Genomic DNA, 22,609 nt, shown 5'->3' on the forward strand with positions numbered 1-22,609 from the left:
CACGGCGCCCGCCCATGCTAGGCCATGTCATCGAGCGCGTGGTGCAGGCCCTCGCCGTCATGCTGGTCATGTCGGCGCTGGTCTTCGTCGGCGTCTACGCCATCGGCAACCCTATCGATGTGCTGATCGGCCCCGATGTCAGCCAGGACATCAGGCTCGAGACCATCGCACGCTATGGGCTCGACCGGCCGCTCTGGGAGCAGTACTTCACCTTCCTCGGGCGCATCCTGCACGGTGATTTCGGCCGCTCCTTCGTCTTCGGCATGCCGGTGCTCGACCTGATCCTGTCGCGCCTGCCGGCGACCCTGGAACTGACGCTGTTGGCCGTCTGCGGCGCCGCGCTGATCGGCATTCCCGCCGGCATCTATGCCGGCTACCGGCCCGACGGCCTGCCCGCCAAGATCATCATGGCGGTCTCGATCCTGGGCTTCTCGGTGCCGACCTTCTGGATCGGCCTCGTGCTGATCATCGCCTTCGCGGTCGAATTGCAATGGCTGCCGGCGGGCGGGCGCGGCGACACGGCCTCGCTCTTCGGCATCGAATGGAGCTTCCTGACGCTCAACGGGCTCAGTCATCTCTTGCTGCCGGCGCTGAACCTCGCCTTCTTCAAGCTCGCCTTGATGACGCGCCTCGCACGGGCCGGCACGCGCGAGGTGATGCTGACCGACACGGTGAAATTCGCCCGGGCCGCCGGTCTCTCGGAATGGACCGTACTGCGCCGGCATGTGCTGCGATTGATCGCGATCCCGATCGTCACGGTCTTCGGACTGGAATTCGCCTCGACGCTGGCTTTCGCCGTCGTTACCGAGACGATCTTCTCCTGGCCCGGCATCGGCAAGCTCATCATCGATTCGATCACCTCGCTCGACCGGCCGGTGATGGTCGCCTATCTCATGCTCGTCGCCTGCGTCTTCATCACCATCAACTTCCTGGTCGATCTCGCCTATGTCGGGCTCGATCCACGCCTGCGGAAGGCGCGCGCCTGATGAAGCCCGCCTCCCCGATCGCCCGTTTCTGGGCCGAATTCCGCGAGAGCCGGGTCGCGCTCGCCGCACTCGCCGTCGTGGTGCTGATGATCGGCGTCGCACTGCTCGCTCCGCTCGTCGCCCCGCAGGACCCCTATGACCTCGCCAATCTCGTGCTGATGGATGCGCGCCGGCCGCCGGGCTTCGTCGGTTCGGCCGGCTACACTCATATCCTGGGCACGGACGCGCAGGGACGCGACCTGTTCTCGGCCATCCTCTACGGCCTGCGCATCTCCTTGCAGATGGGTTTGATCGCCGGCTCCTGCGCCTTTGCAATCGGCGTCAGCCTGGGGTTGGGCGCGGCCTATGTCGGGGGGCGCTGGGAGGCCTTCATCATGCGGGTGATCGACCTGCAGCTCGCCTTTCCCGCGATCCTGCTCGCGCTCGTGCTCTCGGCCCTGCTCGGCCAGGGCAAGGCGCAACTCATCACCGCGCTCACCGCCGCCCAATACGCCTATTTCGCGCGCACCGCCCATGGCGCGGCGGCGGCCGAACGCGGCAAGGACTATATCGAAGCGGCGCTCTCGACGCCGCTACCTGGCTGGCAGGTCGTCTTCCGCCACATCCTGCCGAACTGCCTGCCGCCCCTGATCGTGATCGCGTCCGTGCAGGTCGCCAACGCCATCGCGCTCGAAGCGACATTGTCCTTCCTCGGCGTCGGACTTCCGGTCACCGAACCCTCGCTCGGCATGCTGATCTCGAACGGCTTCCAGTACATGCTGTCTGGCCGCTACTGGATCTCGATCTATCCCGGCATCGCCCTGATCGTACTGATCGTCGCCATCAACCTCGTCGGCGACCAGATCCGCGACCAGGTCAATCCGAGGTTGAAGCGATGAGCGGCGGCGCGGCCACGGCGCCGCTGCTGGAGGTCGAGGCGCTCGCGACGCATTTCTTCACCCGCGCCGGGGTGGTGAAGGCGGTCGACGGCGTTTCCTTTCGTCTCAGCAAGGGCGAGGTCATGGGTCTCGTCGGCGAGTCCGGCTCGGGCAAGAGCGTCACCGGCTTCTCGCTGCTGGGCCTGGTCGATCCGCCCGGCCGAATCGCCTCGGGGGCCGTGCGCTTCGAGGGACAGAACCTGGTTTCGATGCGGCCCTCGCAACTGCGGCGGCTGCGGGGCAAGCGCATCGCCATGGTCTTCCAGGACCCGGCGACGACGCTGAACCCGGTCATCACCATCGGCGAGCAGATGCGCATGGCCCTGGAAGCCCATGGCGTGACCGGCGAGCAGGCGACGCGCGCACGCAGCGTCGCCGTCCTGACCCGCGTCGGAATTCCCGATGCCGCGCGCCGCCTGGGCGCCTATCCGCACGAGTTCTCCGGCGGCATGCGCCAGCGCGTCGCGATCGCAATCGCGCTGCTGCATGATCCCGCTTTGCTGATCGCCGACGAGCCGACGACGGCGCTCGACGTCTCGATCCAGGCGCAGATCCTGGCCGAGATGAAGGCGCTCGTCGCCGATCTCGGCATGGCGCTGATCTGGATCAGCCACGACCTCGCCACCGTCTCCTCGCTCGCCGACAAGATCGCGGTGATGTATGCCGGGCGCATCGTCGAGGCCGGCCCGACGGCGGCCGTGCTGCGCAATCCGCGCCACCCCTATACGCGCGGGCTGCTGGATTCCCTGCCGGCGCGGGCCGAGCCCGGCCGCGATCTGGTGCAGATTCCGGGCTCCACGCCCTTGCTGCTCTCGCTGCCGCCGGGCTGCGCTTTCGCACCGCGCTGTCCGCGCGCCGACGCCGCCTGCCAGGTGATGCCGGAGCTGGTGACGGAACGCCTGCGCCAGCATCGCTGCCACCATCCGCTCGGGCTGGAGGTCGCGACATGACCGACGCCTTCCTCAACATCGAGAACGTCTCGCGCCGGTTCGCGCCGCGCGTCTCCTTCGGCGACAGGATCGCGGCCAAGCTCGGCCAGAAGGTCGACACCCGCATCACCCACGCCGTCGACGGCGTCTCCCTGTCCGTCGCCAAGGGCGAGGCGCTCGGGCTCGTCGGCGAATCCGGCTGTGGCAAGTCCACGCTCGGCCGCGTCGTCGCCGGCATCCTGGCACCAAGCGCCGGTGCGACCTCGGTTGCCGGCGAGCCGGTGATGTCGGGTGGGCGCAAGACGACGACGCGCGTCCAGATGATCTTCCAGGACCCCTTCGCCTCGCTCGATCCGCGCATGCAGGTCGGCGACACCATTGCGGAAGGGCCGCTCGCGCATGGCCTGACGACGAAGGCGCAGGCGCGCGACTATGTCGGCAAATGGCTCACGACCGTGGGGCTCGACCCCGCCTTCGCCTCGCGCTACCCGCACCAGTTCTCGGGCGGGCAGCGCCAACGCATCGCGATCGCGCGTGCGCTGGCGATGCAGCCCGACATGCTGGTCTGCGACGAGCCGGTGGCCTCGCTCGATGTCTCGATCCAGGCGCAGATCATCAACCTGTTCCTGAAGCTGCGCCGCGAACTCAACCTCACCATGCTGTTCATCAGCCATGATCTCGGCGTGGTGCGCCATCTCTGCGACCGCGTCGCGATCATGTATCTCGGCCGCATCGTCGAGCTGGGCGAAACGCAGGCGGTCTACGCCGCCCCGCAGCACCCCTATACCCAGGCGCTGCTCGACAGCGTGCCCAAGCTCGTCCTCGATGACGGGGTCACGACGTCGTTCAAACCGATCGCTGGCGAACTGCCCTCGCCGCTCTCGCCTCCGGCGGGCTGCCATTTCCATTTGCGCTGTCCGCTCGCGGCAGAGCGCTGCCGCGAGGAGCGGCCGCTCCTGCGCGAGGTCGGCGCGGCCCGACTGAGCGCCTGTCATTTCGCGCCTTTCGCCCCCGCCTGAAGGAGCCTGCCATGACCGATCTGCCCCTCGAACCCTGGCAATGGCCTGAAGAGACCTGGCGCGCCAAGGTCGACCGCGTCCGCGCCGGACGCAATCTGAAGCCGAAGACCTGGCCCAACGGCGCGCGCTGCGCCGTGGCGCTGTCCTTCGACGTCGATCACGAGACCAACGAACTCCGCGATGGCGGTAAGTCGGTGGGGCGGCTGTCCTGGGGGCAATACGGCAATCGCGTCGGCATGCCGCGCATCCTGAGCCTGCTGGCGAAGGAGGACATCCAGGCGAGCTTCTTCGTGCCGGCGGTGACCGCGCTGCTTTACCCGGACGAACAGCGCCGCGTCGTCGCGGAGGGCCACGAGATCGGCCTTCACGGCTGGATCCACGAGGTGAACACCGCCGTGCCCCCGGCCAATGAGCGCGAATTGCATCTGCGCTCTGCCGACACGCTGGAGAAGGTCACCGGCGTCAGGCCTGTCGGGATGCGCACGCCGTCCTGGGACTTCTCCGAAGTGACGCTGGCGATCGAACGCGAACTCGGCCTGCTCTACGATTCATCGCTCTTCGCCGATGACGACCCCTACGAGCTGATCGACAAGGGCGAGGCGACCGGCATGGTCGAGTTGCCGGTCGAATGGATTCGCGACGACGCGGTCTATTTCAACATGAACCGCTTCCAGGCCTTGCGGCCCTATACGGCGCCGGAGACCGTGTTCGACATCTTCCGCCGCGAATTCGACGGCGCCTATGAGGATGGCGGGTTGTTCCTGCTGACGATGCACCCGCATATCATCACCTATCGCTCGCGCATCTGGATCCTCGAGGAGTTGATCCGGCACGCCAAGGCGAAGGGCGATGTCTGGTTCGCCAGCCATGCCGAGATCGCGCGCTATGTGAAGGCGCAGGCCGGGCTCTGAACCGCGCCATCCCGCCCGGCAATACCGGGCGGGACGGAACTCTGCCCGATTTCGGCCGTTTTCGCTTCATCGGGGGTTCAGCGCGCAAAGGCGTTGATGCCCGTCGCTGAAACGGAAAACGGATCCCATGACGCGCACCAAGAACTGGCTCCTGATCGGAACCATGCTGCCTGCGATCACCTTGTCGCAGGGGGGCTTCGCCGCTCCCTCCGCTCAGAACGTCCTGCTGCTGGCGCAAGCGCCCGCCCCCGCTCCCAGCGAGGAAGAACCCGGCCGGCCGGGCCGGCCCCGCCCGCCAGGCCAGCAGCCGGGGACCGAGCGCCCGCCTGCGGCTCGTCCCGCGCCCGGCGCGCCGCCGGCGATACAGCGCCCTGCTGCTCCGCCAGCCCCGAACGTCGCGCCGGCGGCCCCGGCTGCGCCCCGTCCAGCTCCGGCTCCGCCGGCCGCTGCGCCAGAACCCCGGCCCCAGCCCCGTGCCGAGCCGCCGGCGGCTCGCCCCGTTCCGCCCGCGCCTGCCCCGCGTGCCGAGCCGCCCCGCGAACCATCGATGCCGCGCCCCGTCCCGCCGATCATGGCGCCCGCCCCAGGCGAACCCGGCCGCCCGCCGGCCGCGCGACCGCAGCCCCTGCCCGGCCAGCCGCCGGCCGCACGGCCGACGCCCGCACCGGCCCCAGTCGCACCGCCGCCTCCCGCCGGCCGCGCGCCGGGCGCACCGCCCGCGGCTCAGCCTGCACCTGCACCTGCCCCGAACGCCGCACCGGCGGCGCCCCGCCCTGCTCCGGTTCCGCCGGCGGCAGCGCCCGCGGCACCAGGAACGCCCACGGCCCCGGCCGTCCCGCGCGCGGCGCCACTGCCGCCGGGCCAGCCGCAAGCCGCTCCGCCGGCAGCGGCTCCGGGTCAAGCGCCAGCAACCCGGCCGGCGCCTGTGCCTCCGCCCGCGGCCGCACCCCAGGCGGCTCCGTCCACGACGGCTCCGGCGGCCCCTGCCCTTGCCCCTGCCCTTGGCGGGCGCAGTCCGGGAACTCAGTCGCCTGCCGCCCAGCCGCAGCCGGGGCAGACCCAGCCCGGACAGACTCTGGCGCCTCCGCCAGCAGGCCAGCCGCCCGCCGGTGGCCCCGGCCAACCGCCGGCGCCTGACCGGCAAGGCCGGCGTGGCGGCATCGGGCTTGGCGGCGCAGCCGCGATCGGCCTTGGCGCCGGCGTGATCGGCGGCATCATGGCGACGCAAGGTGCCGAGCGCTTCGACGATGTCCGCAGCCGACGCGAGGAGCGGCGCGACGGCGACGTCACGATCATCCGCGAGCCCGGCCGTACGATCATTCGCGACGATGACCGCGTCATCATCCGCCGCGACGAGACGCAGCGCTTCCGTGATCTTGGCTACCAGCCGCGCGTCGACCGTCGCGACGGCGAGACCCGCAGTGTCTTCGAACGGCCCGACGGCACTCGCGTGGTGACGGTCACCGACGAGGATGGCCGGCTGATCCGCCGCGCCCGCCTCGACCGCGACGGGCGTGAGGTCGTGATCATCGACAACACCCGCCGCGATCGACCCAATGACCGCTTCTCGGACGAGATCGTCGTGCTGCCGCCGCCACCGCTGCCGATGCCGCGCGAGCGCTATATCGTCGATGCCGAGCGGGCCGATGAGGGTCTGATCTACGAGACGATCATGGCCCCGCCGATCGCGGCGATCCCGCGCCGCTACACGCTCGACGAGGTGCGCTATTCGCCCGATCTGCGGGCGCGGATGCGCAGCGTCGACATCAATACGGTGACCTTCGAGACAGGCTCCTGGACCATCGCGCCGGACCAGGCGCAGCGGCTCGCGACCATCGCCCAGTCGATCCGGCAGGGGCTGCAGAGCTCGCCCAACGAGGTCTTCCTGGTCGAGGGGCATACCGACGCCGTCGGCTCCGACATCGACAACCTGTCCTTGTCGGACCGCCGCGCCCAATCGGTCGCCGAAATCCTGACCCGCGACTTCGGCGTGCCGGCCGAGAACCTGACGACCCAGGGCTATGGCGAGCAATATCTCAAGGTCGCGACCCAGGAGCCCTCGCGCGAGAACCGGCGCGTGACGCTGCGGCGGATCACGCCGCTGCTGGCCGGGCAAAGCGGGCGCTGAAGACAATGCCGGCGCGGCGGCTCGCTGCCGCGCCGGTTCGCTTTCGCCGCATTGCTTTCATGAAGCGGCAAGGTCTCTGGTCTAGTTCATGTTGCATTCGGACTTAATCGTCCGAATGCAACATGAACTATTCCAAAAGTTGAGAGCATTGCTCTCGCGAAAAACCGGTGCCTACTTTTTCGCGCAAGGCTCTGGCTCTAACCGAGAGGCGACTGACCATGAGCGATTCATCGATTGCCATCGCGCAGAGCCTCGCGACGAGCCAGGCCGCGGCTACGCGACAAACGATCCAGACCGAATTGGTCAAGCAGCAGGCCGATGCCGAACAGGCCGTAGCCGATCTGCTGCAGCAGGGCGCGGCCCAGGCGAAGGCCGCCCTCCCGCCCGGCCAGGGCCAGACCGTCGACATCACCGCCTGAGCAGGCGGCATGCCCGCCCTGCGGGGCGTTCCCGGTGTTTTGCCGGTTGCGCACCGGCGCCATCACGCCTAACTTCCCAGCCGTTCCGAGGGGTGCTCGCAAGAGCTGAGATGGCCGTCCAGGCCGAACCCATCGAACCTGATCCGGGTCATACCGGCGGAGGGACTGGAACGTGGCTTGCGCATCATCGCGGCCGCAGACAGCGCTAGACCGCTTCGACGCCGGATCTCCTGAACCTTGGACCAAGGAGGAGATCCCCATGAATGCCCACACCAAGCCCGACAAGAACAGCGTCAAGGCCGCGCCCAAATTTGGTGCGCCGACAGGCGTCACCACCGGCCCGATCATCGGCTCGCGCAAGATCTATGTCGCGGCGCCGGAGGACCCGACCATGCGGGTGCCCTTCCGCGAAGTCGTGCTGACGACCGACGCCGAACCACCGGTGCGCATCTACGACCCGTCAGGGCCCTTCACCGAGACCGACGCCAGGATCGACCTGAACCAGGGCCTGCCGGAGCCACGCCGCGCCTGGCTCGACGCGCGCGGTTTCGACACCATTCCCGGCCGCGAGGTCACAGCTGCCGACAATGGCAACATCTCGCCCGAGAACGTTGTGCCCGCCTGCCCGGCTCAGCGTCCGGTGCTGACGGCCAAGCCCGGCCAGATGGCAACGCAGTACGAGTTCGCCCGCGCCGGGATCATCACGCCCGAGATGATCTATGTCGCGCATCGCGAGAACCTCGGCCGCGCCGCCATGCTTGAAGGCGCGAAAGACCGTCATGCCGATGGCGAGAGTTTTGGCGCAAGCCTGCCGGAATTCGTCACGCCCGAATTCGTGCGCAGCGAGATCGCGCGCGGCCGCGCGATCATTCCCGCCAACATCAACCACCCGGAACTCGAGCCGATGGCGATCGGCCGGAACTTCCTGGTCAAGATCAACGCCAATATCGGCAATTCCGCCGTGACCTCCGGTGCCGCCGAGGAGGTCGAGAAGCTGGTCTGGGCGATCCGCTGGGGCGCCGACACGGTCATGGACCTGTCGACCGGGCGCAACATCCACAACATCCGCTCCTGGATCCTGCGCAACTCGCCGGTCCCGATCGGCACCGTGCCGATCTACCAGGCGCTGGAGAAGGTCGGCGGCGATCCGGTCAAGCTCGACTGGGAGGTGTTCAAGGACACGCTGATCGAGCAGGCAGAGCAAGGCGTCGACTACTTCACCATCCATGCCGGCGTCAGGCTGCCCTATGTGCCGCTGACGGCTTCGAGGGTGACCGGCATCGTCTCGCGCGGCGGCTCGATCATGGCACGCTGGTGCCTGGCGCATCACAAGGAGAGCTTCCTCTACGAGCGCTTCGACGAGATCTGCGAGATCCTACGGCGCTATGACGTCTCGTTCTCGCTCGGCGACGGGTTGCGTCCGGGCTCGATCGCCGATGCCAACGACCGAGCCCAGTTCGCCGAGCTGGAGACGCTGGGCGAGCTCACCAAGGTCGCCTGGGACAAGGGCTGCCAGGTGATGATCGAGGGCCCCGGCCATGTGCCGATGCACAAGATCAAGGAGAACATGGACAAGCAATTGCGCGAATGCGGCGAGGCGCCCTTCTACACGCTTGGACCGCTGACGACCGACATCGCGCCGGGCTACGACCACATTACCTCGGGGATCGGGGCGGCGATGATCGGCTGGTTCGGCTGCGCCATGCTCTGCTATGTCACGCCCAAGGAGCATCTCGGCCTGCCCAACCGCGACGACGTCAAGGCCGGCGTCATCACCTATCGGATTGCTGCCCATGCCGCCGATCTCGCCAAGGGTCATCCGGCGGCCAAGCTCCGCGACGATGCGGTCAGCCGCGCTCGCTTCGACTTCCGCTGGGAAGACCAGTTCAACCTGGCGCTGGACCCCGACACCGCCCGCGCCTATCACGACGAAACCCTGCCGAAGGACGTGCATAAGGTCGCGCATTTCTGTTCGATGTGCGGACCGAAGTTCTGCTCGATGAAGATCACGCAGGATCTGCGCGCCGAGGTCCTCGCCATGGGCGAGAACGAGCGCATCGCACTTGACCAGGCGGCGGCGCAGATCGAGACACAAAGGCACGAAGGCATGGCGGCGAAATCGCAGGAATTCCTTGCGAAGGGCGGCAATCTCTACCTGCCGGCGGCCGAATGAGCACGACCATGAGCATGACCATGACGGAAGACCATCTCGATGCCGCCCGCGTCGCCGCCGTGCTGGCGCGCGTGACGGCGCGGCGGCCGCGCGTGCAATGCCTGACCAATACGGTGGCGCAGAACATCACGGCGAACATGCTGCTCGCCTTCGGGGCCATTCCCTCGATGGCGATCCATGTCGACGAGGTCGCGGCGATGGCCGACGGCGCGGGCGCGATCCTGATCAATATCGGCACGATCAACGCCGAGAGCGAGCTCGCCATTCCCAAATTGCTGGAGGTGGCGCGCGACAAGGCCAAGCCGCTGGTCTTCGACCCCGTCTTCGTCGAGCTCTCGCCCCTGCGCCAGCACGTTGCGCGCCAGGTGCTGCGCTTGCGCAACATCGTCGTGCGCGGCAACGCGACCGAGATGACGGCGCTCGCAGATGCGCTCCAGGCCGCGCGCGAGCACAATCTGACGCTGGTCACGACCGGCAAGATCGACCGCATCGAAGGCCCGCGCGGCGCGTTCTCGGTCGCCCATGGCCACCCCCTTATGACGAAGGTCACCGGCGTCGGCTGTGCCGCCGGCGCCCTGATCGCGGCAGCTTGCGCGGTCGAGAGCAACCCGGCCCTGGCGGCGGCCGCGGCGTTGACCGCCTATGGCATTGCCGGCGAGATCGCCGCCGAACGCAGCAATGGGCCTGGCAGTTTCACTGTCGCGCTGATCGACGCGCTGGCGGGCCTCGATGAGGCCACGCTGCGGGCGCGGATGGGAGAAGAGGGTTGAGCGTCGATATCCTGCTCTACGGTCTGGTCGACCCGCAGATCGCCCGGGGCCGCTCGCTCGCCGACCTCGCCCGGGCGGCGGCCCAAGGCGGCGCGACGCTGATCCAGTACCGCGCCAAGGAAGCCTCGACGCGCGAGATGGTGCGGGAGGCCCGAGCGATCCATGCAGCGCTCGCCGGCACCGGCGTGCCGCTGCTGATCAACGACCGCGTCGACGTTGCTTTGGCGGCCGGCGCGGCAGGCGTGCATCTGGGCGCCGACGACATGGAGCTTGCCGACGCTCGCCGCCTGCTCGGCGAGAACGCTATCATCGGCGCGACGCTGGGAGAGGCGGCGGAATTGCCCTACCTCGCCTCCGCGCGCATCGATTACGCCTGCATCGGTCCAGTCTTCGCCACGCAGCACAAGGACGATGCCGACGTCCCGCTCGGCCTCGACGGCTACGCTGCGCTGCGACGGCAGGCAGCCGAGGCGCTGGGTTTACTCCCGGTTGGAGCGATCGCCGGCATCAATGCGGCCAACGCCGCCTCGGTGATGGCGGCCGGCGCGGAGGGTGTCGCCGTGATCGGCGCGATGTTCGGGACGGACGATGTCGAGGGCGCGACGCGGGCGTTGCGGGCTGCGGTCGAAAAGCGCGACTGACAAGCACCCCCGCCGTCATTTCGCAGCTCCACCTTCGAAACCTTTGGTCGACCCGAGGTAAGTTGCACGAAGGCCCGGAGCCAATCACAGGGCGTCGTTCTCGGGCTTGCGCCCTAAGAACCTCATGACCAGAATGCTCTGGTTTACGAGATGGTCGGGTCAAGCTCGACCATGACGCGCTTCGGATTCCTGAGCTTATCCGGAATGACGGGCTATACTGTAAGTCACTGCGTCGGCGTGAGCGGCAGCGGGGTCGGCTTCGGACGCGGCTTCGGCTTGGCCGCGGGCTTCGGCTCGCTGGTGATGCCGAGACGCGCCCGGATCGATGCCGCCCGCGCCTCGGTGACGCGCGCGCCGCAGAAGCCGAGCGAGCCCTCGCGCTGGAAGTCGCGGCAGGTCAGTTCGCGCTCGGCCGAGAAGCTCGCCTGCTCGCGCGCGATGGCGCGCTGGTCGACCGCATCGCCCTTGGCGCCCAACACCCGATAGCCCTCGCGCACTGCCCTTTCAGCCGTGCCGCGCGCGGATTCGATCTCCTTGGCGCGAGAGACGAGCGTGCGCGAATCCGGCCCCCACAAGCCGCGCGGATCGATCCGGCAGGCGGCGGTCTCGACGACGCAGGGCTGCGCCGGTTCGACCACGAGGAAAGCACCATCGAGCACATCGAAGACGATCGGGCAGATCGAGGCCTCGAGCTTGTAGCGCGGCACGCCGGCGGGTCTTCCCAGCGATGTCAGCGGCACCGGCGCATCGCCGAACGAGATCGCGCAAGGCTCGACCAAGTTACTGGCCTGGAACCCCTCGGCCTTGAGCTTCAGCCCGTAGCCCGCCGCCGTCTTCTCGAAGACCGCCTCGCCGAAGCCGCCATTGCGCCTGAGCGTCCGGCCAATGATCGCCTCCTCGCCCGCGACCTTGATCGCCGGCATCACATGGGCGCGCGGTGTCGCCGGCGCGCCGCCCGAGGCAGGCGGCGCGGCCTGATGGGCACCGGCCTGGTTCAGCGGCTGGGCGCCGGGCAATTGCAGCGGCTGGGCACAAGCCAGCGTCGTCCCGCCGACAAGGGCGAGCAGGACAAGGCTCGAAGCAAGGCGCGGATGTCGATTCACGTCACAACCCTGGCGAAGACTTGACCATGCGAAAACTTGGCAAGCCCGACGAAAGCTTGGGCACTCCACCTTGAATGCAGGGGCCTGCGCCGGCACGCAAGGACACAAGCGCAACACCGGCCGGGAATGATCCGCATCGTGGCCGCGCCCGGCCATAGCGACGGCGTCTGATTCTTAATCGGCTCTCGTGTCTTGCAAGGGCGGGAACACCCTCACTATATACGCCGCCAAGAGGCGGTTTAACGACCGTTCGACGTGGAATGCCGGTTTCGCTCGCCGCAGCAGGCGGGGGCGGCCCGGTCCATGGGCCGGAAGGCGGCGCCCAGGCACCGCAGGCCGGCGATCTGCTCAATTTAAAAGGGATCCCCTCCATGGGTAAAGTTATCGGTATCGACCTCGGCACAACGAACTCCTGCGTCGCGGTCATGGAAGGCTCTACACCCAAGGTCATCGAGAATTCGGAAGGTGCGCGCACCACGCCGTCGATCGTGGCCATCACCGATGACGGCGAACGCCTCGTCGGCCAGCCGGCCAAGCGTCAGGCTGTCACCAACCCCGAGCGCACCTTCTTCGCGATCAAGCGCCTGATCGGTCGGACCTTCGACGATCCGATGACGCAGAAGGACATGCATCTCGTCCCCTACAAGATCAAGAAGGCCGCCGCGGGCGACGCCTGGGTCGAGGCCGACGGCACCGACTATTCGCCCTCGCAGATCTCGGCCTTCACGCTGACCAAGATGAAGGAGACCGCGGAGGCCTATCTCGGCCAGCCGGTCACCCAGGCCGTCATCACGGTCCCGGCCTATTTCAACGACGCCCAGCGCCAGGCGACGAAGGATGCCGGCCGCATCGCCGGCCTGGAAGTTCTGCGCATCATCAACGAGCCGACCGCGGCTGCCCTGGCCTATGGCCTCGACAAGAAGTCGGCCGGCACGATCGCGGTCTATGACCTCGGCGGCGGCACCTTCGACGTCTCGATCCTCGAGATCGGCGACGGCGTCTTCGAGGTGAAGTCGACCAATGGCGACACTTTCCTCGGCGGCGAGGATTTCGACATGCGCCTCGTCGAATATCTCGCCGAGGAGTTCAAGCGCGAGCAGGGCATCGACCTGAAAAAGGACAAGCTCGCCCTGCAGCGCCTGAAGGAAGCTGCCGAGAAGGCCAAGATCGAGCTCTCGACCACGGCCCAGACCGAGATCAACCTGCCCTACATCACGGCTGACGCTTCCGGACCGAAGCATCTCGCCATCAAGCTCTCGCGCGCCAAGTTCGAGAGCCTGGTCGACGATCTCGTCCAGCGCACCATCGAGCCCTGCAAGAAGGCGCTCAAGGATGCCGGTCTTTCGGCGGGCCAGATCGACGAGGTCGTTCTCGTCGGCGGCATGACCCGCATGCCGAAGGTCCAGGAGGTCGTGAAGCAGTTCTTCGGCAAGGAGCCGCATAAGGGCGTCAACCCGGACGAGGTCGTCGCCATCGGCGCCGCGATCCAGGCCGGCGTGCTGCAGGGCGACGTCAAGGACGTGCTGCTGCTCGACGTGACCCCGCTTTCGCTCGGCATCGAGACGCTGGGCGGCGTGTTCACGCGCCTGATCGACCGCAACACCACGATCCCGACCAAGAAGAGCCAGGTCTTCTCCACTGCCGAGGACAATCAGCAGGCGGTGACGATCCGGGTCTTCCAGGGCGAGCGCGAGATGGCCGCCGACAACAAGATGCTCGGCCAGTTCGACCTGATGGGCATCCCCCCGTCTCCGCGCGGCATGCCGCAGATCGAGGTGACCTTCGACATCGACGCCAACGGCATCGTTTCGGTGACGGCGAAGGACAAGGCCACCAACAAGGAGCAGCAGATCCGCATCCAGGCGTCTGGTGGACTGTCGGAGGCCGACATCCAGAAGATGGTCAAGGATGCCGAGGCCAATGCCGGCGAGGACAAGAAGCGCCGCGAGCTGGTCGAGGCCAAGAACCAGGGCGAAAGCCTGGTGCACTCGACCGAGAAGTCGCTGAAGGACTATGGCGACAAGGTCACGGCCGCCGACAAGACGGCGATCGAGACCGCGCTCGACGCGCTGAAGGCGGCCCTGGCGGAAGACAACGCCGAGACCATCTCGGCGCGCACCACCGACCTGATGCAGGCTTCGATGAAGCTGGGCGAAGCCATGTATGCGGCGAGCCAGGCCGAAGGCGCTGCGGCGGCCGATGGCGGCGACGAGCATGCCGCTGAAGCCAAGAAGGACGACGTCATCGACGCCGACTTCAAGGACGTCAGCGACGACAAGGGCGACAAGAAGAAGAGCGCCTGATTGCACGACTCCTTTCGCTGAACGAGATGGCCGGGCTTGACCCGGCCATTGCGTTCGCAGAAGGCGTCCTGAAGGAAGATATCGCTCTTCTGTCGGAGATGGTCGGGCCTGAGCCCGGCCATGATTTCGAGGAGTGCGAAGGGGCGGCTATTTGATGTCCAAGCGCGACTATTACGAAATCCTCGGCGTCTCCAAGACCGCCAGCGATGCGGAACTGAAGAGTTCCTTCCGCAAGCAGGCGATGCAGTGCCATCCCGATCGTCATCCCGGCGACAAGGGGGCGGAGGCCAAGTTCAAGGAACTGAACGAGGCCTATCAGATCCTGTCCGACGAGCAGAAGCGCGCGGCCTATGACCGCTTCGGCCACCAGGCTTTCGAGAATGGCGGCGGGGGCGGCGGCAACCCCGATTTCTCCGACTTCATGTCGGACATCTTCGACTCCTTCTTCGGCGATGCCCGGGGCGGCGGACGCGGCGGCGCGCGCGCAGCCAATGGCCGCGAGCGCGGCGCCGATCTACGTTACAACCTCGAGATCGGCCTCGAGGACGCCTTCACGGGCAAGAACGCCTCGATCCGCGTGCCGACCTCGATCGCCTGCGAGGCCTGCTCCGGCACCGGTGCGAAGCCTGGCTCCAAATCGCGGCAATGCCCGACCTGCGGGGGGCATGGCCGGGTGCGCGCCAATCAGGGCTTCTTCTCGGTCGAGCGCACCTGCCCGACCTGCAATGGCCGCGGCGAGATCATCGACGACCCCTGCAAGATCTGCCAGGGCGCGGGCCGGGTCACGCGCGAGCGCACGCTTGCCGTCAACATCCCGGCCGGCGTCGAGGACGGCACCCGCATCCGGCTTGCCGGCGAGGGCGAGGCCGGCCTGCGCGGCGGGCCGGCGGGCGACCTCTACATCTTCCTCTCGATCAGGCCGCATGCGATCTTCCAGCGCGACGGCGCCGACCTGTTCTGCCGCGTACCGCTCGGCCTGACCTCGGCGGCGCTCGGCGGCGAAATCGAGGTGCCGACGCTGACCGGCGAGCAGGCCCGGGTGAAGATCCCCGAGGGCACGCAGACCGGCAAGCAGTTCCGCCTCAAGGGCAAGGGCATGAGCGTGCTGCGCTCGCGCGAGGTCGGCGACCTCTACATCCAGGTGTTGATCGAGACGCCGCAGAAGCTCACCGCCCGCCAGCGCGAATTGCTGCTGGAGTTCGAGCGCGAGAGTTCGCATTCGACCCATCCCGAAGCCGCCGGCTTCTTCGGCCGCGTGAAGGACTTTCTGGGCGGGCTCGGCGGCGCGGCTTGATCCCGACGTCATTGCGAGCGCAGCGAAGCAATCCAGCCTCGTAGGGCACGCTGCCCCTGGATTGCTTCGCTGCGCTCGCAATGACGGGCAGCGGTACAGCACACACAAAAAAACGGGCCGCCTTCCGGCAGCCCGTTCTTCGATCGTAGCCTGACCGCGATCAGACCTTGTCGATCACCTTCTTGATGGCATCCTTGCCCTTGCCGAGCGCCTGCTGGGCCTCGCCCTTGCGCTCCTGCGCCATGCCCTCGGCCTCGAGGCCGGGCTTGTTCAGCGTCTTGCCGGCGGCCTGCTTGACATTGCCGGCGGCCTCATTGGCCAAGCCCTTGATCTTGTCGGCGGTGCTGCCCATCGTCTTGATCCTTCTCTCGAACTTGCGCCGTCCATACGGCCTGAGACGAAGAAACCAGCGGGCGTAAGGAAGGTTCCCAGGAACTTTTAGGGCTCAAGGCGTGCCCGGCGGCGCGCTCGAGAGCCTTACGCCGCCATTGCGCGCAAGGCCTCTCCCGTCGCTGCGTCGGCCGGGAAGAAGGTCTCCAGCGCCAGCTCTGACAGCGTGATGTCCACCGGCGTGCCGAAAACCGTCGTCGTCGAGATCAGGGACAAGACCGTCTCGCCCAGCTGCAATCGCAGCGGCACCACGATGGCAGCCTCCGCATCCACCTCCGATGCATGGCCCTTGCGCGCAGGCTCGACCGGCGCGGGATAGGTCAGCAACTCGGCCAGGAGATCGGCCAGAACCGGATCGGCCGTGGCCCTGATCTGCTGGCGCAGGCGCGCCAGCAGATGCATCCGCCACTCTCCCAGATTCACGATGAGCGGGGCGAGCCCGGCCGGATGCAGCGAGAGCCGCAGCACATTGACGGGCGGCCGCAGCAGATCGGTATCAGCGACGAGGCCAAGCAGCGGCGCAACCGCAGCGTTGGCGGCGAGCAGCGTCCAGTGGCGGTCGACGGCGAGCGCAGGATAGGGCTCGTGGCCTTTGAGCACGAGGTCGATCGCGGCCTTCGCCGCCTGCAGACCAGGGTCTTCCAGGGCGCGCTCGAGATAGACCGGCGCATAGCCCGCTGCCAGCAGCAGCGCATTGCGCTCGCGCAGCGGCACGCCGAGATGCTCGCAGAGCAGCAGGACCATGTCGCGGCTCGGTTGCGAGCGGCCGCTTTCGAGGAAGCTGAGATGCTTCTGCGAGATCTCGGCCTCGAGCGCGAGATCGAGCTGGCTGAGCCGGCGCAATTGCCGCCAGTCGCGGATGAGGGAGCCGACCATGGGCTGATGATGCTTGTTCATGACGCCAAATCTATCCGAGCACGGTCCGCTTTCAATTACCTCGCGCTTAATCGACCCGCCGACACGATCCCGTCAGCATGGCCTCCATCGACCACGGCCCCAGGCTCAAGACCGCCCCGGCCACAACCAAGGAGACCAGAGCGATGTCCATGATCCACTCCTCGCGCTTCCTGCGGAATGCACTTGCCGCGGACGCTGCCGCCTGCGCCGCCACCGGCCTGCTGCTTGCCGCGGCGGCCGAGCCGCTCTCCGGCCTGCTCGGCTTCCCCACAAGCTTCCTGCGCGGAGCCGGCCTCGTGCTGCTGCCCTGTGCGGCACTGCTCGCCTGGTTCTGCGCCCGCCAAACCCTGCCGCGCCTGGCCGTGCACGCCGTGATCGGCATCAACATCCTCTGGGTCGCCGACAGCATCGCGATCCTGGTCGCGGGCTGGTTCCAGCCAAGCGGGCTCGGCACCGCCTTCGTGCTGGCGCAAGCCGCGGCCGTCGCGGTGATCACGGAGCTCGAGGTCATCGGCCTGAAGCGTTCGGCGGCCAACTCTGCCGCCAATGCTGCAGCGAGCCTGTGACCAACAGCCCGTCCCGTCGGGGCGCCGGATTTCCGGCACCCCGACACGCAACTGTCATGCAGCCTGACTAGCCGGGTTGGATTCGCCCTCCTATCTCCCAACGGAAGCAGGATCGATCCATGCGCCAGCCCTTCATCCTCGCCGCCCTCGCCTCCACGCTGTTCTGCGGCGCCGCCACGGCCGAGCCGATGTTCAACCGCATCGCGACCTTTTCCGTGCCGCTCAATCTTCCCCCCGACAGGAACGCCAGGCAGAAGACGGTCGCAGAGATCATCGCGGCCAACGAGGCCGGCACCCTGCTCGCCTATACCGACGGCGAGCAGAAGGCCGTCGGGCTGATCGACATCGCCACGCCGAACGCACCCAAGCCCGCCGGATTCATTCCCGTCGGGGGTGAGACGACCTCGATCGTCATCCTCGGCGATCTCGCCTTCGCGGCGGTCGTCACCTCCGGCGACAACTTCAAGGAGCCGGCCGGGCATCTCGCCACCATCGACCTGAAGACCAGGCAGGTCGTGGCCAGATGTGAGCTCGGTGGCCAGCCCGATTCGATCACGCTCAGCAAGGACAAGAGCCGAATCGTCATCGCGATCGAGAACGAGCGAGACGAGAAGCTGAACAAGGGCGCGCTGCCGCAATTGCCGGCCGGGAACCTGACCCTGATCGGCATCAAGGACGGCGCGGCCGATTGCGCCTCGCGCCAGATCGTCGATCTCACCGGTATCGCGGCTGTCGAGCCGACCGATCCGGAGCCCGAATTCGTCGACGTCAATCAGGACGGCCTCGTCGTGGTGACGTTGCAGGAGAACAACCACATCGCCATCGTCGATGTGAAAACGGGCAAGCTGGTCGCGCATTTCCCGGCTGGCACGGTCGATATCAAGGAGATCGACAAGACTCGCGACGGCCAGATCAAGCCCGGCGAGGAGCTGAAGGGCGTGGCGCGCGAGCCCGACGCCGTGCGCTGGCTCGACAATGATCGCTTCGTCACCGCCAATGAGGGCGACTGGAAGGGCGGCTCGCGCGGCTTCACCATCTTCCGCAAGGACGGCGCGATCGAGTTCGATTCAGGCGCCGCAGTCGAGCATGTCGCGATGCGCCTCGGCCATTACCCCGAGCGCCGCTCGGCCGCCAAGGGCAGCGAGCCGGAGGGCATCGAGGTCGCACGCTACGGCAATGACCGCCTGATCTTCGTCGGGCTGGAGCGCGCCTCGCTGATCCTGGTCTACAAGGACGAAGGCCCTGGCCGGGCACCGCGCTATTTCCAGGCGCTGCCGGGCGGCATCGCGCCGGAGGGCCTGCTCGCCATCCCGCAGCGCAACCTCTTCGTCTCGGCCTCCGAGGCCGATCTCGGCGAGAAAGGCGGAGCCCGCTCCGCCGTGACGATCTATCAGCGCGGCGATCAGCCCGCCGCCTATCCGAGCATCGTCTCCGGTGATGTCGAGGGCGCTCCGCTCGGCTGGGGCGCGCTGTCGGGGCTGGCGGCGCATCCTGCGACGCCCGGGCGTCTCTTCGCCGTCATCGACAACGCCTATTCGCCCTCGCGCCTTGTCGAGATCGACGCCAGCCAGAAGCCGGCCCGGATCGTCGCCGGCCTGACCGTGACCAAGGACGGCAAGCCCGCCGCCTATGATCTCGAAGCCATCGCGACGCGCCCCGCTGGCGGCTTCTGGCTGGCCTCGGAGGGCAATCCCGAGGCCAAGGACAAGCCGACGCAGAACATCCTGCTGCGCGCCTCGGCCACAGGCGCGATCGAGGAGGAAATCCTTCTCCCCGAGGATTTGGCGAAGCAGGCAACCCGCTTCGGTTTCGAGGGCGTCGCCGTGACCGGCGCCGGCGCGGAGGAAACCGTCTGGCTCGCCGTGCAGCGCGAGTGGAAGGACGATCCCAAGGGCAAGGCCAAGATCCTGAGCTACAAGCCCACGACGAAGACATGGGGCGTGCTGCACTACCCGCTCGGCAAGCCGGCCGACGGCGCCTGGATGGGCCTGTCCGAACTGACAGCTCTCGGCAATGACAGCTTCGTCGTGATCGAACGCGACAACCTCTTCGGCGAAAAGGCTGTGAAGACGCTGGCGACCTTCTCGGTCAAGGGCCTGACTCCGGCACCGATTGGTTCGACCACAATCCCAACCGTGGAGAAGACGCTGCTGCGCGACCTGACGCCCGATCTGATGAAGCTCGGCGGCTACGGCCTCGACAAGGTCGAGGGCATGGCGCTCGACAAGGCGGGCGACCTCTTCGTCGTCACCGATAATGACGGCGTCGACGAGTCTTCCGGCGAGACGCAGTTCTTCGCCTTCGGCAAGATCACGCGCTGAGCAGCAACAAAAAAGCCCCGGATGCACGCATCCGGGGCAGGCGCCTGACCGCGATCGGGGCCAGGTGGGGAGGAAGCGTTACCAGCCGGCGAGGACCGCGCCCTTGAAGCGCTCGGCGACGAAGGCCTTGATCTCGGGGGTATGATAGGCTTCGACCAGGGTCTTGACCCAGGGCTTGTCCTTGTCGGCGGCACGGACCGCGATGACGTTGACGTAGGGACCCTTCGGATCCTCGCGCAGGATCGCCGAGGTCGGCTCGATCTTGGCGTCGACGGCGTAGTTGGTGTTGATCGCGGCGGCAGCGACGTCGGCGAGCGACCGCGGGGTCTGCGCCGCCTCGATCTCGATGACCTTCAGCTTCTTCGGATTCGAGACGATGTCGGCCGGGCCCGGCTTGAAGCCGACGCCGTCCTTCAGCTTGATGATGCCCTTGTCCTGCAGCAGCAGCAGCGAGCGGCCGCCATTGGTCGGGTCGTTCTGGATGGCGATGGTGGCGCCGTCCGGGACCTCGCCCCAGCTCTTGTACTTTGCCGAATAGATGCCGAGCGGGAAGTTCACGGTCAGGCCGACGCTGACGATCTTGTAGCCGCGATCCTTCACCTGGTTGTCGAGATAAGGCTGGTTCTGGAAGGAGTTGGCCTCCAGCTCGCCGGCGTCGAGCGCCTGGTTCGGCACGACATAGTCGGAGAACTCGATGATCTTGAGGTCGATGCCCTGCTTGGCGACGAGCGGCTTCAGCTTCTCCAGGATCTCGGCATGGGGACCGGGCGATGCGCCGATGCGCACGAGCTGGGTCTGCTGGGCGAGCGCGGGAACGGCGAGCGTCAGGGCAAGAGCGGCGGAGGCTGCCAGCGCAGCGCGGCGGGTGATGATGGACATGGGACGGGCTCCTGTGAGGATGATGAAGGTTTGCGTTTCAAATCCAGCCCTCATCCTGAGGAGCCGCACAGCGGCGTCTCGAAGGATGCTCCAGAGGTTGCGGAGCATCCCGGATCATCCTTCGAGACGCGCCTGTGGCGCTCCTCAGGATGAGGGCTGAGATATATGGGTCCCGGGGTTTGGTTGGGTGAAGCGGTTCAGGCGTGGCGCAAGCGCTTGTTGAGGCGGCGAGCGAGGCGGTCCCCAATGCTCTGGACGGTCTGGACCAGGACGATCAGAACGGCGACGACAGCGGCCATGACATCGGGCATGAAGCGCTGATAGCCGTAGCGGATGCCGAGATCGCCGAGCCCGCCGCCGCCGACCGCACCGACCATGGCGGAGAAGCCGAGCAGGCTGACGATGGCGAGCGTGAGCCCCAGCACGATCGCGGGCAGCGCCTCGGGCACCAAGACCTTGCGCACGATCTGGACCGGCGTCGCGCCCATCGACCGGGCGGCCTCGACGAGGCCCTGATCGACCTCGCGGATCGCCCCCTCGATCAACCGCGCGATGAAGGGCGTGGAGGCGACCGTCAAGGGCACGATTGCAGCCGCAGTGCCGATCGAGGTGCCCGCCAGCAAACGCGTGAACGGGATGATCGCGACGACGAGGATGATGAAGGGCGTCGAGCGCGTGGCGTTGACGAGCGCGCCGAGCACAGCGTTGGCGAAGGGCGCGGCGAACAACTCGCCGCGCTTGCTCGTCGCCAGGAAGACGCCGAGCGGCAATCCCAGCAAGGTGCCGATCCCGGCCGCGACCGCGACCATGGTCAGCGTGTCGGCCGTGGCCTGGAGGATGAGCCGGATGATGTCAGGCGACATGGCCGATGACCTCCACCTTGAGTTCGAGGTTTTTCAGCGCGCCGAGCACGGCGCCGAGTTCAGGCTCGCGCGCCGGCACCGAGACCAGCAGGCTGCCGAAGGGCTTGCCGGCGATGGCGTCGATGCGCCCGGCCAGGATGTTGACGTCGACGCCGATGATCGAGCTCAAGCGGCTGATCACCGGGGCCGTCGCGTTCTCGCCGGTGAAGGTGATGCGCAGCACCGCGGCGTCGCCCGGTCGCGGCTCCGCGCGAAGACGGCCGGCGAGATGAGCCGGCAGGTCGACGCCGGTCACCGCCTCGACGAAACGCGCCGTGGTCGGGTGCCTGGGCTGCGTCAGCACCGAGAAGGTATCGCCCTCCTCGACGATGCGGCCGCCCTCGATCACCGCGACGCGGTCGCAGATTTCCTTGATGACGGGAATCTCGTGGGTGATCAGCAGGATGGTGACGCCGAGCTCGCGGTTGACCTGCTTGAGCAGCGCCAGGATCGATTGCGTCGTCTCAGGATCGAGCGCCGAGGTCGCCTCGTCGCAGAGCAGCACCTTCGGCCCGGTCGCGAGCGCACGGGCGATGCCGACGCGCTGCTTCTGGCCGCCGGAGAGCTCGGCCGGATAGCGCTCGCGCTTGTCGGCGAGGCCGACGAGATCGAGCAGGCGCTCGACCTGGGCCGTGATCTCCGCCTTGGGCGTGCCGGCGATCTCCAGAGGCAGCGCGACATTGTCGAAGACCGTGCGCGAGGAGAGCAGGTTGAAATGCTGGAAGATCATGCCGGTCGTGCGGCGCCGGGCCCGCCAGCCGGCCTCGCTCAGGCCGGTGACGTCCTCACCCTCGATCAGGATGCGGCCGGAACTGGCGCGCTCCAGCCCGTTGACCAGCCGGATCAAGGTCGACTTGCCGGCGCCGGAGCGACCGATGACGCCGACGATCGCGCCCCTGGGCACATCGAGATCGATGCCCGCGAGCGCTTCAACCTCGCCTTGGCCGCGACGGCCGGCAAACACCTTGCCGACCCGCTCGAAGCGGATGATCGGCTCAGGCAAGGGCGGGATGCCGATCCCGACACGAAAGGCGTCGGGCTTCAATGGGGCGTTCATCATG

At 67.6% G+C, this 22,609-nt stretch carries 20 protein-coding genes and 1 riboswitch; of the genes, 14 read left to right on the forward strand and 6 right to left on the reverse strand.

Going from position 1 to position 22,609, the window contains the following annotated elements; all coding sequences use genetic code 11:
- Positions 1-14: 14 nt before the first annotated feature.
- The 10 genes from CYD53_RS27125 to thiE all read left to right on the forward strand — a co-directional run bounded on the left by CYD53_RS27125 (position 15) and on the right by thiE (position 10,893).
- Positions 15-986: an ABC transporter permease gene (locus CYD53_RS27125; protein WP_103721210.1), complete on the forward strand. Its 972-nt coding sequence runs from the start codon at positions 15-17 to the stop codon at positions 984-986.
- Positions 986-1,864 (forward strand): ABC transporter permease, encoded by an 879-nt coding sequence (locus CYD53_RS27130; RefSeq protein WP_103721211.1) that lies wholly within the window; start codon positions 986-988, stop codon positions 1,862-1,864. The genes CYD53_RS27125 and CYD53_RS27130 overlap by 1 nt, the downstream gene beginning before the upstream one ends.
- A complete protein-coding gene (locus tag CYD53_RS27135; protein ID WP_103721212.1) occupies positions 1,861-2,853 on the forward strand; it encodes an ABC transporter ATP-binding protein in 993 nt (330 codons plus the stop codon). Before CYD53_RS27130 ends, CYD53_RS27135 begins: the two co-directional genes overlap by 4 nt.
- Positions 2,850-3,851, forward strand: coding sequence for an ABC transporter ATP-binding protein (locus CYD53_RS27140; protein WP_103721213.1), 1,002 nt, complete (start codon positions 2,850-2,852; stop codon positions 3,849-3,851). Before CYD53_RS27135 ends, CYD53_RS27140 begins: the two co-directional genes overlap by 4 nt.
- 11 nt (positions 3,852-3,862) lie before the next feature.
- Positions 3,863-4,762, forward strand: a complete 900-nt coding sequence (locus CYD53_RS27145; RefSeq protein ID WP_103721214.1) for a polysaccharide deacetylase family protein — start codon at positions 3,863-3,865, stop codon at positions 4,760-4,762.
- 925 nt (positions 4,763-5,687) lie between these two features.
- The gene (locus CYD53_RS30805) at positions 5,688-6,890 is read left to right on the forward strand and encodes an OmpA family protein (RefSeq protein WP_245928453.1); all 1,203 of its coding nucleotides are present in this window, start codon (positions 5,688-5,690) and stop codon (positions 6,888-6,890) included.
- A 218-nt stretch (positions 6,891-7,108) separates the two neighbouring features.
- Entirely contained in the window at positions 7,109-7,309 is a 201-nt protein-coding gene (locus CYD53_RS27155; protein ID WP_103721216.1) for a hypothetical protein, read from the forward strand.
- 78 nt (positions 7,310-7,387) lie between these two features.
- Positions 7,388-7,492, forward strand: a riboswitch (TPP riboswitch).
- Between the two features lie 76 nt (positions 7,493-7,568).
- Positions 7,569-9,482: a phosphomethylpyrimidine synthase ThiC gene (gene thiC / locus CYD53_RS27160; protein WP_103721217.1), complete on the forward strand. Its 1,914-nt coding sequence runs from the start codon at positions 7,569-7,571 to the stop codon at positions 9,480-9,482.
- 8 nt (positions 9,483-9,490) lie between these two features.
- Entirely contained in the window at positions 9,491-10,252 is a 762-nt protein-coding gene (gene thiM, locus CYD53_RS27165; protein WP_210202445.1) for a hydroxyethylthiazole kinase, read from the forward strand.
- On the forward strand, positions 10,249-10,893 hold the full coding sequence (thiE, locus tag CYD53_RS27170; protein WP_103721218.1) for a thiamine phosphate synthase: 645 nt from the start codon (positions 10,249-10,251) through the stop codon (positions 10,891-10,893). The genes thiM and thiE overlap by 4 nt, the downstream gene beginning before the upstream one ends.
- Positions 10,894-11,117: 224 nt before the next feature.
- Here the strand turns inward: thiE and CYD53_RS27175 are convergent, their stop codons facing one another.
- Positions 11,118-11,996 (reverse strand): hypothetical protein, encoded by an 879-nt coding sequence (locus CYD53_RS27175; RefSeq protein ID WP_103721219.1) that lies wholly within the window; start codon positions 11,994-11,996, stop codon positions 11,118-11,120.
- A 371-nt stretch (positions 11,997-12,367) separates the two neighbouring features.
- Between CYD53_RS27175 and dnaK the strand changes: the two genes are divergently transcribed.
- The gene (dnaK, locus tag CYD53_RS27180) at positions 12,368-14,299 is read left to right on the forward strand and encodes a molecular chaperone DnaK (protein WP_103721252.1); all 1,932 of its coding nucleotides are present in this window, start codon (positions 12,368-12,370) and stop codon (positions 14,297-14,299) included.
- Between the two features lie 154 nt (positions 14,300-14,453).
- Entirely contained in the window at positions 14,454-15,593 is a 1,140-nt protein-coding gene (gene dnaJ / locus CYD53_RS27185; RefSeq protein ID WP_092170945.1) for a molecular chaperone DnaJ, read from the forward strand.
- 160 nt (positions 15,594-15,753) lie between these two features.
- Here dnaJ and CYD53_RS27190 read toward each other — a convergent pair whose 3' ends face one another.
- Together CYD53_RS27190 and CYD53_RS27195 are read right to left on the reverse strand one after the other, a co-directional pair.
- Complete coding sequence (locus CYD53_RS27190) at positions 15,754-15,945, reverse strand: CsbD family protein (protein WP_103721220.1); 192 nt, start codon at positions 15,943-15,945, stop codon at positions 15,754-15,756.
- A gap of 125 nt (positions 15,946-16,070) precedes the next feature.
- Positions 16,071-16,880, reverse strand: coding sequence for a helix-turn-helix transcriptional regulator (locus CYD53_RS27195; RefSeq protein ID WP_103721221.1), 810 nt, complete (start codon positions 16,878-16,880; stop codon positions 16,071-16,073).
- A gap of 143 nt (positions 16,881-17,023) precedes the next feature.
- Here CYD53_RS27195 and CYD53_RS27200 point away from each other — a divergent pair, with 143 nt between their 5' ends.
- Together CYD53_RS27200 and CYD53_RS27205 are read left to right on the forward strand one after the other, a co-directional pair.
- Positions 17,024-17,446, forward strand: coding sequence for a hypothetical protein (locus CYD53_RS27200; protein ID WP_103721253.1), 423 nt, complete (start codon positions 17,024-17,026; stop codon positions 17,444-17,446).
- 119 nt (positions 17,447-17,565) lie between these two features.
- The gene (locus CYD53_RS27205) at positions 17,566-19,767 is read left to right on the forward strand and encodes an esterase-like activity of phytase family protein (protein WP_103721222.1); all 2,202 of its coding nucleotides are present in this window, start codon (positions 17,566-17,568) and stop codon (positions 19,765-19,767) included.
- 78 nt (positions 19,768-19,845) lie between these two features.
- Here the strand turns inward: CYD53_RS27205 and CYD53_RS27210 are convergent, their stop codons facing one another.
- The 3 genes from CYD53_RS27210 to CYD53_RS27220 all read right to left on the reverse strand — a co-directional run bounded on the left by CYD53_RS27210 (position 19,846) and on the right by CYD53_RS27220 (position 22,605).
- Entirely contained in the window at positions 19,846-20,646 is an 801-nt protein-coding gene (locus CYD53_RS27210) for a MetQ/NlpA family ABC transporter substrate-binding protein (RefSeq protein ID WP_103721223.1), read from the reverse strand.
- A gap of 197 nt (positions 20,647-20,843) precedes the next feature.
- Positions 20,844-21,509: a methionine ABC transporter permease gene (locus CYD53_RS27215; RefSeq protein WP_103721224.1), complete on the reverse strand. Its 666-nt coding sequence runs from the start codon at positions 21,507-21,509 to the stop codon at positions 20,844-20,846.
- Positions 21,499-22,605 (reverse strand): methionine ABC transporter ATP-binding protein, encoded by a 1,107-nt coding sequence (locus tag CYD53_RS27220; protein ID WP_103721225.1) that lies wholly within the window; start codon positions 22,603-22,605, stop codon positions 21,499-21,501. Before CYD53_RS27220 ends, CYD53_RS27215 begins: the two co-directional genes overlap by 11 nt.
- Positions 22,606-22,609: the final 4 nt, after the last annotated feature.

It is taken from the genome of Allobosea psychrotolerans (assembly GCF_002917105.1).
Lineage (GTDB): Bacteria > Pseudomonadota > Alphaproteobacteria > Rhizobiales > Beijerinckiaceae > Allobosea > Allobosea psychrotolerans.

Coding starts and splice junctions, on each gene's coding strand:
- CYD53_RS27125 (WP_103721210.1), top strand. CDS start 15: ATGCTAGGCCATGTCATCGAGCGCGTGGTGCAGGCCCTCGCCGTCATG.
- thiM (WP_210202445.1), top strand. CDS start 9,491: ATGAGCATGACCATGACGGAAGACCATCTCGATGCCGCCCGCGTCGCC.
- thiC (WP_103721217.1), top strand. CDS start 7,569: ATGAATGCCCACACCAAGCCCGACAAGAACAGCGTCAAGGCCGCGCCC.
- CYD53_RS27145 (WP_103721214.1), top strand. CDS start 3,863: ATGACCGATCTGCCCCTCGAACCCTGGCAATGGCCTGAAGAGACCTGG.
- CYD53_RS27135 (WP_103721212.1), top strand. CDS start 1,861: ATGAGCGGCGGCGCGGCCACGGCGCCGCTGCTGGAGGTCGAGGCGCTC.
- CYD53_RS27200 (WP_103721253.1), top strand. CDS start 17,024: ATGTCCATGATCCACTCCTCGCGCTTCCTGCGGAATGCACTTGCCGCG.
- CYD53_RS27195 (WP_103721221.1), bottom strand. CDS start 16,880: ATGAACAAGCATCATCAGCCCATGGTCGGCTCCCTCATCCGCGACTGG.
- CYD53_RS27215 (WP_103721224.1), bottom strand. CDS start 21,509: ATGTCGCCTGACATCATCCGGCTCATCCTCCAGGCCACGGCCGACACG.
- dnaJ (WP_092170945.1), top strand. CDS start 14,454: ATGTCCAAGCGCGACTATTACGAAATCCTCGGCGTCTCCAAGACCGCC.
- CYD53_RS27205 (WP_103721222.1), top strand. CDS start 17,566: ATGCGCCAGCCCTTCATCCTCGCCGCCCTCGCCTCCACGCTGTTCTGC.
- dnaK (WP_103721252.1), top strand. CDS start 12,368: ATGGGTAAAGTTATCGGTATCGACCTCGGCACAACGAACTCCTGCGTC.
- CYD53_RS27220 (WP_103721225.1), bottom strand. CDS start 22,605: ATGAACGCCCCATTGAAGCCCGACGCCTTTCGTGTCGGGATCGGCATC.
- CYD53_RS27140 (WP_103721213.1), top strand. CDS start 2,850: ATGACCGACGCCTTCCTCAACATCGAGAACGTCTCGCGCCGGTTCGCG.
- CYD53_RS27130 (WP_103721211.1), top strand. CDS start 986: ATGAAGCCCGCCTCCCCGATCGCCCGTTTCTGGGCCGAATTCCGCGAG.
- CYD53_RS27210 (WP_103721223.1), bottom strand. CDS start 20,646: ATGTCCATCATCACCCGCCGCGCTGCGCTGGCAGCCTCCGCCGCTCTT.
- CYD53_RS27155 (WP_103721216.1), top strand. CDS start 7,109: ATGAGCGATTCATCGATTGCCATCGCGCAGAGCCTCGCGACGAGCCAG.
- CYD53_RS27190 (WP_103721220.1), bottom strand. CDS start 15,945: ATGGGCAGCACCGCCGACAAGATCAAGGGCTTGGCCAATGAGGCCGCC.